Below are 14,758 nucleotides of genomic sequence, written 5' to 3' on the forward strand. Positions count from 1 at the left end.
GGTTTAGAGGGGCCCCGAGTCCCAGCCCGAGGAACCTGGGTGTGGTTTTGGGGTCTTGGGGGGGCGTGGTTTCCGCGGGCTGGGGTTTTTGGGGGGGGGGGGAAAAACAAAAAACCCCCACGGCCCCGGTGGGAAGGTGCGGTCGCCCAGTCCGGTCACCGCCAGCGAATCGGTGCGCGGGTTGGTGAACAGGCGCAGCAGGAAGTCCATGCCCGCTCGGAGCGGGACCGGTGGCATGCCCATGCTCCTGGCCTGGCGGACCGCGCCCATCCGGTGGGCTTGGCCGGCCCCGCTGAACAGCGACCATTCCACCGCCATGCAGCCGCAGCCCGGTAGATCGCCGGCAGCGGCGGCGGTGCTGCGGCGGAGGAGTTCGTTCGCCAGCGCGTAGGCCCCCATGTTCGGGTGCGGCGACCGGGCGGTGATCGAGCCGAAGGTGATCAGCCGCCGCAGCGCGCCGCGATCGACCGCCGCGAGCACGTTCCGCAATCCGGCCACCTTCGGGGCTTGCAGCGCGGCGAGCCGGGACGCCGTCGCCTCCGCTGTGAAACCGCCGCGCACATCGCCCGCGCAATGCACGATCCCGGTCACCTTGCGGGCCACCAGCGCCTCCGCCACTTGTGCCCGGTCGGTGACGTCCGCGTCGATCACCGTTGTCCCGCCCGCGGATTTCAGCCGCGCCAGCGCCGCACGAACGTCGCCGGAGATCTCGCCGCGACCGAGGTCGTCGAGCAGCACCGGCCGGATTCCGGTGCGGGCCCGCAACATCCCGGCCGCCCGGACGCCCAGCCCGCCGAGCCCGCCGGTGATCAGCACCTCGCCGTGCAGCCGCGCCGGATCGATGCGCGGGACGTCCACATCGGACCATCCGGTGCGCCAGGCGTTGCCGTTTCCGTCGATCTCCACATGGCGGTAGCCGTCGGCGTGGCTCCCGGCGAAGGCGATCGCCGCTTCGACGGCCGGCGGCGTCGCACCGCCGGACAGCTCGATCTCGATCGCCGACAGCCGGCCGTCCTCGGCCACCGCGCAGTTCAGCAGGCTCCCGCCGCCGGAGCCGGTGTGGACCAGCACGAGCCGCCCGGCTCCGGCGCGGGCGACCGCGAGTCCGCGGAGCAGGAATTCGTTGTCATCAGGGCCGAATCGGTCGCCCAGCAGGACGACCGGGATGGCCGGGCCGGGGCGAGCGGCCGATGCGTCCAGGACGGCGCGCAGCGGTGCCGGGCCGGTTCCGATCACGAACCACTGCCGCGCCTCCGACCGCACAGGTGCGACCGGCACCCGGTGCGCCCGCCACACCGCTATCCGGTTCACCGGTTCAGCGCGGGCAGCAGCGTCGGGATGGCTTCGGCCTGGAAGTCGACGTCCACGTCGAACTCGTTGATCATCCCTTCCAGCACCAGCATCGACAGCAGCGGGAACACGAACTCCGGTGCCGCCGCCACCCCGGAGCGGCGTTGCAGGTCGAACAGCCGGGTGGCGAACGGGGCGAGCCGGAAGTCACCGGCCCGGCGCCCGGCGGTGGTCGCCACCAGTTCGACGATGCCGGCGCGGAATCCCGGCAGATCGGCTTCCGGTGGCACGTGTTCGGCGCTGCGCAGCACGACCTCGGCGCATTCCGGCCCGCGCCCCAGCGACATGTTCAGGAAGAACTCCGCGAACAGCCGCTTCACGTGCGGTTGCAGCGGCACGACGAAACCCGCGTCGAGCAGCACGACGTTGCCGTCCGGATTGAGGTAGAGGTTGCCGGGGTGCATGTCGCAGTGCACCAGGCCGTCGACGAACAGCATCCGGTAGACGGCGTGCAGCACCTGGCGCACCAGTTCGCGCCGCTGCTCGCGGGTGAAGCTGTCCGGGCCGAAGCGCCGCAGGCCGGGCACGAACTCCATGACCAGCGCGCCGTCTCCGCAGGCGGCGGGGATCGGCGCGGGAATCCGCACTCGCGCGAAGTCACCCAGGTTCGCGCGCAGCGTCTGCAGTGCCCGCGCCTCCAGCTCCAGGTCGAGCTGCCGCCGGATCGCCTGGGACACCTGGTCGACGATGCGGGCCGCGGGCACCCGCCGCATCGCGGGCAGCCGCTGCACCAGCCCGGCACCGGCGGCGACCAGCCGCAGATCGGCACCGATGAGCCGGTGCAGGCCCGGTCGGCGCAGTTTGACCGCCGCCTCGGTACCGTCGAGCAGTTCCGCCCGGTAGACGCAGGCGATGCTGCCGCTTGCCACCGCCGTGGCGTCGAACCGGCGGAACGGCCATTCCCGCTGGGCGGGGTATGCGCGGTGCAGCGCCTGCACCGCCTGCGGGCGGGACATCGGGCGCACCTGGTCGTGCAGGCCGCCCATCGCGTCGCACCACTTCGGGTCGAGCAGGTCCCGGCGGGTGCTGAGCAGCTGGGCGCCCTTCACGAACGCCGGGCCGAGGTCGGCGACCAGCTCGGCCAGCCCGCCGGAGCCGTTCGGCGCCTGCCGCGCCAGGGCGCGGCGCGCGAGCGCCCGGCCGCCGTGCCGCAAAGCCGTTCCGGCGATCACGGCGGACCGCAACGCGAGGTGCCGCCTTCGCACTCCCGGTGCGGCGAGGTCGTCCCGATCGTCTGACACCGCTACCTCCCGACTCCCGGAATCGGCCGCGCAACGCGCGACGGATGTCGTCAATGTCGAGCAATGGCAGAAATAGCTTTACTTTTAATTACTATTCTCAGACAGCATCGGCTACCGAGCGCGGTCCCCCACGCGACCTCCCCCGTCCCGTCACGCCTTCGGCACACCCCAGAGCAGATGCGATCCGGACACTCGCGGTAACGTAGCGCACCGCCGCAGCTCGCGTCGAGCGCCGTTCGGACGCAACCGATCCAGTACCTCCATCCGACTGAAATCATTCGCATTTGCTGGCAATTCGCAGATATCCGGGACACCCGGAGCGACTTGCGCCATGTCGCGGAGAACTGCGGCGGATGCTCTGCGCGACATCGGCGCCGCCGGCGGGAAACGCATCGACGAGGCCGGCAACGGCCTTCCCCAGCAGGGCCGATCACCCCTTGACACCTCCGCGAATACCGATGTAGGAAATAGTAGTGACTGGGAGCAGCTGATTTCTGCTCCGGATCCGGGGAGAACGGGCGCACGGCCCGCAGGGCCCGCCGCGCCCGGGAGGCACGCGACATCGGCGAAGCCGAACCCCGGGCCAGCGGCCGCGGCCGCGAGCTCCGCAAACCGGGACGCACTCCTTCATTGCCGCGCTGGGGGAATACGTGATTTCTCCGCCCGACCGCACCCGTTCGCACCCATCCGAGGACACCGATCGATCCGCGCCGGGCCACCGCCGGGCGCCCAGGATCTTGCGGCTGCCGATGGGCATGGCCGATTTCGCCCACCGCGGCTTCCGGGTGGACCGCCCGGAAAACCGCGCGCTGCTGGAAGAACACGCGCGATCCTTCCTGCGCGGCTTCAACCTGGCCGTGTCGAACTGGCGGCACCCGCATCCGGCATTGGCCGATTTGCCCGACGAGGAAAGGGGATTCGCCTACGAGGGCGCGGCGATGCACGCCGGGATCCGGGATCTCACCACCTTCGGCCGGGCGCGCGCGCTGCACCGGCTGCTGGCCGGCCCCGGCTCCGGCTACGTCCACCTGATCCACGTCGGAGTGGGCTGGGCGCTGGCACCGCTGCGGATCCCGCTGCCGGTGCCGGTTCCCGCGACGCCGCTGCTGCGCTGGCTGGCGCTGGACGGCGCGGGCTTCGCGGAGTGCTTCTTCGCCGGTCCGGCCAGGCTGCGCAAGGCCTGCGCGAACCCGGGCGACGAACGCCGCCAGGCCCGCATCGCCGGTTGCGGCCGGGCGCTGTGGTTCATCGAAAGCGCCGATCCGGGCGGAATCCGGCACCGCATATCCACTGTGGACGAACGAGCCCGACCGCACCTGTGGTCCGGCGTCGGCCTGGCCTCCTGCTACGCGGGCGGCCTCGACGCAGCCGGGTTCCGCGCGCTGCGGGAGGCCAGCGGCCCGCACTGGGCGCACCTCGGACAGGGCTGCCTGTTCGGAATCGCCGCCCGGGCGCGATCGGGCATCGTTCCCGAGCACACCGCGCTCGGCGCCAGGACCCTGTTCGCCACCGACGCGGAATGCGCCGCCGGGTGGACCGACCTGGCCGCCGAAGGTCTCGGCGGCAGCACCGGAATCGCGGCCTACACCGAGTGGAAGTCGCGGTTGCGGCGCGCCGTGCTCGACAACTCCTGAACCCGGCACCCGATCTTGGAGGTTTAACGCCCATGCCGAGCTCGCTGCGCCGCGCCCTCCCGGCCGCCGTCGGCCTGCTGCTGTGCCTCGCACTGGGACTGCTCACCGTCCGCCCGGCCCTCAGCGACGCCGAAACCCGCGATCTGGCAGGGGGTTTCGGCTTCGAATCGGTGCCGATCAACGCGCCACCGCCGAACGCGCGCACCGACCGGACCGTGGCTCCCGGCCTGGAGCACATCCGCGGCTGGATCTCCGCGGTCGGCGCCTCGGTGGGCCTGGCGGATCTGCGCGGACTGGGCCGCTCCGGAGACGCCTGCCTGGTCGATCCGCGCGATGACTCGGTGACCATCCTCCCGGTGCCCCGCAGCGGCGGCCCGCGGTACGAGCCGTTCCGGCTCCGGCCGGACGGGCTCCGCCAGGACGCCACGATGGCGCCGATGGGTTGCGTGCCCGCGGACCTGGACTCCGACGGCGACCAGGACGTGCTGGTCTACTACTGGGGACGCTCACCGGTGCTGTTCCTGAACTCCGGCCGGCTGGACCCGACCGGCTTTCGTCCGGTGGAACTGGTGGAACCGATGGAGGTCTGGAACTCCACCGCGGTCAACGTCGGCGATGTCGACGGCGACGGCCACCTCGACGTCCTGGTGGGCAACTACTTCCCCGACGGCGCCAAGGTGCTGGACCCGGCGGCGGCCGACGATCCGCGGATGCGGATGCAGGACTCGATGGGCGGGGCGCGCAACGCCGGGACCAACAAGCTGCTGCTCGCCACCCCGACCGGCCGGCCCGACGACAAGCCGCGGCTGGTCGACGCCAGCAACGCGCTGCCGGACGCCTCGGCGCGGTCGTGGACGCTGTCGATCGGGCTGCAGAACCTCGCCGACGGGATGCTGCCGGACCTGTACTTCGCCAACGACTTCGGGCCCGACCAGCTGCTGGTCAACTCCTCGACGCCGGGCCAGGTCCGGCTCACCCAGGTCGACGGGCGGCGCGACGTCACCACGCCGCGCTCCGAGGTCCTCGGCCACGACTCCTTCAAGGGCATGGGGGTCAACTACAGCTACTCGCGCGGGCAGCGGTTGCCGATGATGGTGGTCAGCAACATCACCACCCCGTTCGCGTTGCAGGAGAGCAACTTCGCGTTCGTCCCGACCGGCGAGGCGGCGGATCTGCGGCGCGGCGAGCTGCCCTTCGACGAGCGCGCCGAGGAGCTCGGGCTGGCCCGCGGCGGCTGGTCGTGGGACATCAAGGCCGGGGACTTCGACAACTCCGGCACCGACGAGCTGCTGCAGGCCACCGGGTTCCTCAAGGGCGAGCGCGACCGGTGGCCCGAGCTGCAGGAACTCGCGATGGGCAACGACGAGCTGCTGCGGTACCCGGCGGCGTGGCCGAAGTTCCAGGCCGGCGACGACCTCTCCGGCCACGAGCACAACCCGTTCTGGGTCCGCGCCGGCGACGGCCGCTTCCACGACCTCGCCGTCGCGGCGGGCATCGGCGCGCCGGACGTCACGCGCGGTTTCGCGCTCGGCGACGTCAACGGCGACGGCCTGCTCGACGCGCTGGTCGCCAACCAGTGGGAGGATTCGCGCCTGCTGCTCAACACCGCGCGCGGCGCCCCACCGGCAGCCGACCTGCGGCTGCTGCGGCCCGCCGCGGCCGGCGGCCGGACCCCGGCGATCGGCGCCGAGGCGGTGCTCTCCTTCCCCGACGGCGAACAGCGCGCCCAGCTCTACCCCGCCAACGGGCACGCCGGGGTGTCCGACTCGACGCTGCACTTCGGGCTGCCGGACGGCCGCGCCGTGCCGGCCGAGATCACCTGGCGCGACGGCACCGCCGTGCACACCGCCCGGATCGACATCGGCCCGGGCACGCACACCGTGTTGCTGAACCCCGATGGAACGGCGGTCATCCGATGACGAGCACCGCACCGACCACCACCCGCCAGCCCTCCCGCGACGAGCCCGATCCGGCCCCGGCACCACCGGTGGACAAGCGGATCAAGGCCCTGCGCCGGTTCGCCGTCTCGATCACCGTGTTCAACATCGCCGGGCACACCGTGCTCGGGTTCGAGCAGTCCCCGATCACCCCGGTCGCCGCGGTGCTGACCAGCTACGCCGTCGCGTTCCTGCTGGAGTTCCTGGACAGCCGGGCGCGCGACGTCCGGCCCGCCTACCGGGGCGGCGCGCAGGCCGCCGTGAACTTCCTGCTGCCGGCCCACATCACCGCCCTGGCCTGCGCGATGCTGTTGTACGGCAACAGCTCGTTGTGGCCGTACCTGTTCGCCGTGGTCGTGGCCAACACGAGCAAGTACGTCGTGCGCATCCAGGTGGCGGGCCGGCTGCGGCACGTGCTCAACCCGTCCAACTTCGGCATCGTGGTGACGCTGCTGCTGTTCCCGTGGGTGGGGATCGCGCCGCCGTACCACTTCACCAACTTCCCCACCGGCACCGTCGACTGGTTGATCCCGCTGGGCATCCTGATGCTCGGCACCATGATCAACGCCAAGCTCACCGGCAAGGTCCCGCTGATCCTCGGCTGGGTCGGCGGGTTCGCCGCGCAGGCCGTGCTGCGCTGGCTGCTGCTGGACCACTCGCTGGTGGCGGCGCTGCTGCCGATGACCGGCGTGGCGTTCGTCCTCTACACCAACTACATGATCACCGATCCGGGCACCACTCCGATGAAATCCCGCAACCAGGCCCTTTTCGGCGCCTGCACCGCGCTCGTCTACGGCGTGCTGGTCGTCTCCGGCGTGGTGTTCGGGCTCTTCTTCGCGCTGGTGATCACCTGCGTCCTGCGCGGCGCGGTCCTGCTGCTGGCACGAGCCACCGGATCCCGGGAGCGCGAGCGGCAGCAGCTCGATCCGATCCGGTGAGCACCGAACGGGAGGTGCAATCCAGTGCGTGTTGCTTGTTCGCTCATGGCCCCTTTTGGCCATAATGATCGGCATGTGCCGTGTCGGCGGATTTGCGCAGGAGGTGGGTTCAGCCAGCACTGTGCGCAGGCGGGCGCTAGAAGAACGCATCACGGTCCGCGAGTCCCTGAACGTCATGAGCGTGATCGAAATCAGCGAAGTCGCAACCTTGGTGATCGGGTACGAGGACCGGCTTGCGTGGTTCGGGTTCGACTACTTCAGCCACGTCACGGAGAACAACGGTTGCGAGGCCCAGGTTGTAAATCAGGAGTGCTGTCTTCGCAGCAGAAGATGATCGAGGATCTACTTGCGATTGCGCACGCCCTATCGGGCCGCTTGCACGGGGCGCGACGCTACGAGAAGGGCCCCAACGAGATGGTCTTGTGAAGGTCACCAGGATCGCGTACTCACAGAGCCTCAACACCGGCAAGTATGCGCAGCTTTTGGAGCAGGCTGGCCGGTTGGGGCGGATTCGCAGTGAGGTGTGGCAGCGCTACGGTTCGGTCAACGGCGCAGGATTGTCTGACCGCAAGATCCGTGACCAGTGGATGGTTGACGGTACGGCCGAGTTGTTCGGTGTGTTGGCGAATGCGTGGAAGGAAACGGTTCGGGACGCGGTCGCCGACATCACCGCGAACCGGGCTGCCGCGAAAGCAGCCGTCCGCAAAGCGATCCGTCGGCGAACCTCGGACCAGGCAGAACAGAAGCGGATGTACACCGCGCTCAAACGCGACACGTGGGCCGAGGATCCGTTCCTGTCACGGCAGATGCGGAAACATTGGAAGCGTGGCCGCAACCGCACCCACAACCAGATCGTGGTGCGCAGCGACAAGTACCGCACGTTCAGGCTGACCGAAGACGGTGACGTTTGGCTTGCTGTGCCGGGTTTGCAGCGTCGTCAGTTGGTGCGGATCCCGCTGAACACCACGGTGACACCGTCCGGGACGCTGCGGCTGATCCTGCGCGGCGGCCGTGTCGAGGTTCACTACCAAATCGACGCCTCTGAGATGAAGTCCTCGGCACGGCCTGCTGGTGATCGTGAGATCGGGGTGGACAAGGGCTACACCGAAGTCCTCACCGACTCCGACGGGCAGCACCACGGCACCGAACTCGGTGCGCTTCTGACCTCCGAGTCGGACTACCGGAAGGCGAAGAACGCGCGCCGGGCCAAGATCCGGTCGCTCGCGGAAAAAGCCCGCGAAGCCGGTGATCACGCCAAGGCAAACCGGATCGTCAGCAACGATCTCGGAACCATCAAGCGGGACCGGCGTTCGTCCCGCTGGCAACAAACTGTGCGCACCACCACGTTCCGTGCTGTGCATGCTGTTGTTGACAAGGCCGCGTTGATCGCGGCGGAAGACCTCACCAAGAGTTTCACCAGCCGCGCTCGGCGTGGCCGGAATGTCAACCGGCGCTTGGCGGCGTGGACCAAAGGGGTCACCGCTGAGGCGCTCACCAGCGTGTCGGAGCGCAGAGCAACGGACCGATCGCCACCCGGATCAGACTGCCGATCCCGGACTCCAGCCACCCGGCGGAGAGCGAAACATCCAACTATTGATCACCTTTGATTAACAAGAAGGAAGCAGGTTGGCATGGAAGGGATCGCCGTGGTCGGCATCGGCTGCCGGTACCCGGACGCCACCGGTCCGCAAGAGCTGTGGCAGAACGTGCTCGGCCGCCGCAGGGCGTTCCGCGCGCTGCCCGGGGAACGGCTGGCGGCCGGCTATCGCGGCGACCCGGCCGAACCCGATCTCACCTACGTCGACCGGGCGGCCCTGCTGCGCGACTGGGAGTTCGACCGAAGCCGGTTCGGGGTGCCGGGCGCGCTGCACCGGGCGGCGGACCACACCCACTGGCTGGCGCTGGAGACCGCCGCGGCGGCGCTGGCCGACGCCGGCCGCCCGGACGGCGACGGGCTGGACCGCGCCACGGCCGGCGTGATCATCGGCAATTCGCTGACCGGCGAGTTCACCAGGGCAGGCACGTTGCGCACGCGGTGGCCGTTCGTGCGGGACGCCGCGGCGACGGCGCTGCACCGCAGCGGCGTCGCCGACGACGTGGCCGCCGAAGTGGTGAGCCGGCTGGCGGAGCTGGTGAAGTCGCCGTTCCCGGTGCCCGGCGACGAATCGCTGGCCGGGGCGCTGAGCAACACCATCGCCGGACGGATCTGCAACCACTTCGACTTCCACGGCACCGGGTACACAGTGGACGGCGCGTGCTCGTCGAGCCTGCTGGCCGTCATGGCGGCCAGCCGGGCGCTGAGCACCGGAGAGCTGGACTTCGCCCTGGCCGGCGGCGTGGACCTGAGCCTCGATCCGTTCGAGCTGGTGGGCTTCGCCCGGCTGGGCGCGCTGGCCACCGACCGGATGCGCATCTACGACCGCGCGCCGACGGGTTTCCTGCCCGGCGAAGGCTGCGGCATCGTGGCGCTGGCGCGCGCCGCCGACGCCGAACGGCTGGGCATGCGCGTGTACGCGCGCATCGCCGGCTGGGGCAGTTCCTCGGACGGCGCGGGCGGACTCACCCGGCCCGCCGAGAACGGGCAGGCGCTGGCGTTGCGCCGCGCCTACCGGATGGCCGGGGTCCGGCCCGATTCGGTCGAGATGGTGGAGGGGCACGGTACCGGCACCGCGGTCGGCGACGCGGTGGAGCTGGCCGCGTTGACCGAGGTGCGCGGGCCCGGTGCGGCCAAGGCGGCGCTGGGCAGCGTGAAGGCCAACATCGGCCACACCAAGGCCGCCGCCGGGGTCGCAGGGCTGATCAAGGCCGCGCTCGCCGCGCACCACGGCGTGCTGCCGCCGACCACCGGCTGCGAGAGTCCGCACGAACTGCTGGATCGCACGACCACGCCGCTGCGGGTGCTCACCGGGGCGCAGCCGTGGGATTCGCCGAGGCGGCTGGCGGCGGTGTCGTCGATGGGGTTCGGCGGCATCAACGCGCACGTCGTGCTCGAAGCCGGTGGTGAGCGCGGGCGGCGCCGGATGCCACCGGAGGTGCTGCAGTGGTCCGCGCCGCTCCCGGAGCACGAGATCGTGCTGGTGGCGGGCCGCGACGAAACCGAGCTCGCGCACCGGCTGGACGTCCTCGCCCCGATCGCCGAGCGGCTCAGCGATGCCGAGCTGCACGACCTCGCGGCCACCCAGCGGCAGGAGGTGGGTGCGGTGCGCGCGGCGCTGGTCGCCGACCATCCGGCGGCGCTGGCCGATGCGGCGCGCGCCGCCCGCCGCGGGCTGCGGGGCTGGGACCGGCGACTCGGCTTCGACGAGCAGGCCGGCTACGCGCTCGGGGCCGGCGCGATCCGGGTGGGCCTGCTGTTCCCGGGGCAGGCGGCGCCGGTCCGCACCGAGCTGCCCGGCTGGGCGGCCCGGATGCTGGTCCCGGACCTGCCCGCGGTGGATGAGTCCGAAGTGGACACCCGGCTGGCGCAACCCGCCATCGTCCGGCAGTCGCTGGCCGGGCTGGCCTGGCTCAACCGGCTGGGCTGCCGCGCCACCGCCGCGGCCGGGCACAGCCTCGGCGAGATCAGCGCGCTCGTCTGGGCCGGCGCGTGCACCGCCGGTGCGGGGCTTCGGCTCGCGGCCGAGCGCGGGCGCATCATGTCCGAGCATGGCGCGCCGGAGAGCGGCATGGCCGGGCTGACGGCCACGGCCGAGCAGGCCGAACGGCTGCTCGACGGCACCGCGGCGGTGATCGCCGGCTACAACGGCCCGGAACAGGTCGTGATCTCCGGCCCCACCGCCGATGTGCTGGCCGTCGTCCGGCGGGCCGCCGAGCGTGGCATCACCGCGACGAAATTGCCCGTCTCGCACGGGTTCCACAGCCCCGCGATGCTGGGCGCGGTCGAGCCGCTGCGGCGGGCCCTGCGGGACTTCGAGTTCGACGCACTCGCGGGAACCGTGCTGTCCACCATCACGGGCACCGAACTCCCCGCCGGCGCGGCGCTGCCCGCGCTGCTGGTCGAGCAGCTGACCCGGCCGGTGCGGTTCGCCGCCGCGCTCGAACGCCTTGCGGCCCGCTGCGACCTGCTGGTCGAGACCGGTCCCGGCACCATCCTGTCCGGCCTGGCCCGGTCCGCCACCGCGACCCCTGCGATCAGCCTGGACTGCGGCGGCCCGGCCCGGCGGCATGCGTTCGCCACCGCCGTGCTCGCCGCCGGTGGCGCGGCCGATCTCGGCCCGTGGTTCGCCGGCCGGCGGTTCCGGACGGTCCGGGCGGATGCGATGCCCCGGCTGCTGGCCAACCCCTGCGAGCAACCCGCCGACCGCGTCGACGGCGCCGGGCTGGCGGCAGTTTCAATTGAAACTGCCATTCCCAGCGGCGCTCGGCCCGCGGCACAGGCGCGGACACCCGCCGAGCCGCTGCCCGCGCTCATCGAGCACCTCGCGGCGCAGCTGGAGCTGCCCGCCGAGTCGATCGGCGCGGGCAGTTCGCTGCTCGGCGACCTGCACCTGAACTCCCTGCAGGTGGTGCAGATCGTCGGCAGGGTGGCCGGTGCGCTCGGCAAGCGGCCGCCGAGCTCCCCGCTGTCGCTGGCGGATGCCACGGTCGGCGAAGCGGCCGCAGTGCTCGCCGAGCTCGATGCGGACGCCGCCGGCAGCGACGCCGAGGCGCCGGCCGGGGTCCGGGGCTGGGTGCGCGCCTTCGCCGCCGACCGGCTCCCGGTAGCACCGGCCGAAGGCGGCGGGCTGCGCTGGTCGGTGCGGGCACCGGCCGGGCACTGGCTGCTCGACCACCACGACGACGGGGCCGGGAACCTGGCGGTCGTGCTCGACGAGACGCTCTCCCGCTCCGGGATCGCCGCCCTGCTGCGGAACATCGCGGAAACCGGGCCCGACCGGCTGCTGATCGTCCACAGTGGCCATGAAGCGGCGGAGGCAATCGGCCGCAGCGTCGCGGCCGAGCTGCACCCGGCCGGGGTGGGAGTGGTCGGGCTCGACGAACCCGGAACGCGCTTCGATCCGGATCGACTCCCGATCCGCGACGGCTACGCCGAACTGCACATCGACGCCGCGGGCGGCATCACGCGCACCGCGCTGCGGCACCGGGAACTCGGTGGCGGGCAACCACTTCCGCTGCAACAGGGGGACGTGTGCCTGGTGACCGGCGGGGTTCGCGGCATCACGGCGCATACCGCCCTCGCGCTGGCCGAACGCACCGGTTGCACGCTGGTCCTGCTCGGCCGCACCGCCACCGGCGATCCGGCGATCTCGGCTGCGGTCCGGGACATGCGCACCAGGGTGGACGCACACTACATCGGCTGCGATGTCGCCGACCGGGCGGCGGTTGCCGCGATGGTCGCCGAAGCGAGCGCGCACGGGCCGGTCCGGGGCCTCCTGCACGGCGCCGGTGTCAACGAGCCGCGTCGGTTGGCCGACGTGACCGGTGATTCGCTGGCGGCGACGATGCGGCCCAAGGTGGACGGGCTGGAAGCCCTGCTGTCGGCGTGCGAGGACCTGCGGCTGGTGGTCGGCTACGGCTCGATCATCGGCCGGTTCGGCCTTCCCGGCCAGGCCGAGTACTGCCTGGCCAACGACGTGCTGCGGCACCGCCTGGAGGCGTGGGCCGCGCCGGGCCGCCGGGTCCACCTGCTGGAGTGGTCGCTGTGGTCGGGCATCGGCATGGGGGTGGACCTCGGCGTGCTGGAATCGCTGCGCGCGCAGGGCGTGGTGCCGATCGGCCCGGAGCAGGGCAATTCCGCGCTGCTGGACGCGCTCTCCACCCCGGACGCCCCGGTGTCGCTGCTGGTCACCTCCCGGTTCCCCGCGATGCCGACGGCGTCGTTCGACACCGGACCGGAGCCGCTGCTGCGCTTCGACGAGGACCGGCTGACGCGCACGCCGGGCGTCGAGGCCGTCAGCGACGCGCACCTGAGCCCGGGCGCCGACCGCTACCTCGACGACCACCGGATCGCCGGCACTCCGGTCCTGCCCGCGGTGCTGGGCCTGGAGGCGATGGCGCAGGTGGCGAGCGTGGCCGGGGTCGACGAGGTGCGCTCGTTCGCCGACGTGGCGCTGCGCGAACCGATCGCGGTGGACGGCGAGGCGACCATCCGCATCGCCGCGCTCGCCGGCGGCGAGGGCGCGGAGGCGGTGATCCGCGAGGCGCGGGACGGATTCCGCGCCGACAAGTTCACCGCCCGGATCGCGGCGGCACCGCCGGCACCGGCCGCGATCGATCCCGCCGAACCACCCGAGGAGACCGCGAATTCCCATCCTTATTACGGAAAATTATTATTCCATAGTGGACGTTTTCGGCGGTTACTGCGCTACGACGTGCTGTCGGCCTTCCGCGTGCGGGCATGGGTCCAGGCCGCCGATCAGGACTGGTTCTCCGAGTTCCACAGCGGCGACCTGCTCCTCGGCGACCCGGGCGCGCACGACGCGGCGCTGCACGTGCTGCTGGCCTGCGCGCCCCACCGGCTCGCGTTGCCGACCGGCGCCGACCGGATGACGGTGTGGCGAGCACCGCGCGGCCCGCTGCGGGTGATCGCCGACGAACGGGGGCACACCGCCGACACGTACTGCTTCGACGTCGACGTGGTCGATCCCGGCGGCGCGGCGGTCGCCCGCTGGGAAGGGCTGCGGCTGCGCGCCACCGGCGAGCACCGGTCCGGCGAGCTCCCGCTGCGCCTGGTGGGCCCGTGGTTGTCGCGCCGGCTCGTGGAAACCGGACTGGCCGACGGGATCGAGCTGATCACCGCCGTCGGCGCCCGCGGCGACGCCGCCGGACTCCTCACCCGCGTGCTCGGCGCACCGGCCGGGCACGATCCGCGCGGCGCCCTGCACGTGCCCGGCGGGCACGCGAGCGCCGCCTACACCGGTGGCTGCCTGCTGCTCGGTGTCGCGGGAACGCCGATCGGCCTGGACTGGCAACGGATTTCGCCGACCGAACCGATCCGGCCGACCGCGCTGGAACGCGTCGACCGCGGACTGGTCGACGAGGTGGCGGACAAGCTCGGCGAGGACCCGGCGGCGGCCGCTGCGCGGGTGTGGACGGCGCGGGAGGCAGTGGTCAAGCTCGGGCACGAGCAGGGACATCCGCTGCGCATCGACCACGTCACCGAGGACGGCCTGGTCGTGGTCCGCGCCGGGCGGGTGCGGGTGGTCATCGCCCGCGCATCGATCGACGAGCTCGGCGACGCGGCCCTTGCCGTCGCCGTGCCGGCGGGGTGAGCCGTGCGCGCCTACCACCACCGGCACACGGTCACGCTCGACGAGACCAACCTCGTCGGCAACGTCTACTTCGCGCACTACCTGCACTGGCAGGGCCACTGCCGGGAGCGGTTCCTGGCCGATCACGCGCCAGGAGTGCTCACCGCGCTGAGCACCGGCGCACTGGCGCTGGTCACGCTGTCCTGCTCGATGCAGTACCACGCGGAGTGCTTCGCGCTGGAGACCGTGGACATCGCGATGACGCTGCGGGCGGCGTCCGGCAACCGGATCGCGATGGACTTCGACTTCCGCCGCGACGCCGCCCCGGTCGCCCGCGGCGGCCAGACGGTCGCCTGCATGCGCCGCACCGGCGACGCGGTCCACCCCACCCCGATCCCCGACGAACTAGCGCACGCCCTGCGGACCTTCAGCTGAGAATCCTTTTGAGAACTCGGTTTTCGCAAGTGG

General features: G+C 71.9%; 9 protein-coding genes. 7 read left to right on the top strand and 2 right to left on the bottom strand.

Features of this window, described 5'->3' with window-relative positions:
- Positions 1-3: 3 nt before the first annotated feature.
- Both AC07EQ_RS19705 and AC07EQ_RS19710 read right to left on the bottom strand, forming a co-directional pair.
- Entirely contained in the window at positions 4-1,278 is a 1,275-nt protein-coding gene (locus AC07EQ_RS19705; protein WP_478389375.1) for a KR domain-containing protein, read from the bottom strand.
- Between the two features lie 29 nt (positions 1,279-1,307).
- Positions 1,308-2,591, bottom strand: a complete 1,284-nt coding sequence (locus tag AC07EQ_RS19710) for an ABC1 kinase family protein (protein ID WP_478389376.1) — start codon at positions 2,589-2,591, stop codon at positions 1,308-1,310.
- Positions 2,592-3,241: 650 nt separating this feature from the next.
- Between AC07EQ_RS19710 and AC07EQ_RS19715 the strand changes: the two genes are divergently transcribed.
- The 7 genes from AC07EQ_RS19715 (at position 3,242) to AC07EQ_RS19745 (ending at position 14,725) form a co-directional block, all read left to right on the top strand.
- Complete coding sequence (locus AC07EQ_RS19715) at positions 3,242-4,225, top strand: DUF1702 family protein (RefSeq protein ID WP_478389377.1); 984 nt, start codon at positions 3,242-3,244, stop codon at positions 4,223-4,225.
- Positions 4,226-4,257: 32 nt separating this feature from the next.
- Entirely contained in the window at positions 4,258-6,144 is a 1,887-nt protein-coding gene (locus AC07EQ_RS19720; RefSeq protein ID WP_478389378.1) for a CRTAC1 family protein, read from the top strand.
- Positions 6,141-7,100, top strand: a complete 960-nt coding sequence (locus AC07EQ_RS19725; protein ID WP_478389379.1) for an enediyne biosynthesis protein UnbU — start codon at positions 6,141-6,143, stop codon at positions 7,098-7,100. Before AC07EQ_RS19720 ends, AC07EQ_RS19725 begins: the two co-directional genes overlap by 4 nt.
- Positions 7,101-7,173: 73 nt before the next feature.
- The gene (locus AC07EQ_RS19730) at positions 7,174-7,434 is read left to right on the top strand and encodes a hypothetical protein (protein WP_478389380.1); all 261 of its coding nucleotides are present in this window, start codon (positions 7,174-7,176) and stop codon (positions 7,432-7,434) included.
- A gap of 88 nt (positions 7,435-7,522) precedes the next feature.
- The gene (locus tag AC07EQ_RS19735; RefSeq protein WP_478389381.1) at positions 7,523-8,707 is read left to right on the top strand and encodes a nuclease/transposase family protein; all 1,185 of its coding nucleotides are present in this window, start codon (positions 7,523-7,525) and stop codon (positions 8,705-8,707) included.
- Positions 8,708-8,731: 24 nt separating this feature from the next.
- Positions 8,732-14,311, top strand: a complete 5,580-nt coding sequence (locus tag AC07EQ_RS19740; RefSeq protein ID WP_478389382.1) for an SDR family NAD(P)-dependent oxidoreductase — start codon at positions 8,732-8,734, stop codon at positions 14,309-14,311.
- A 3-nt stretch (positions 14,312-14,314) separates the two neighbouring features.
- On the top strand, positions 14,315-14,725 hold the full coding sequence (locus AC07EQ_RS19745; protein ID WP_478389383.1) for an acyl-CoA thioesterase: 411 nt from the start codon (positions 14,315-14,317) through the stop codon (positions 14,723-14,725).
- Positions 14,726-14,758 lie beyond the last annotated feature (33 nt).

This window comes from Saccharopolyspora sp. NPDC045839 (genome assembly GCF_056431645.1).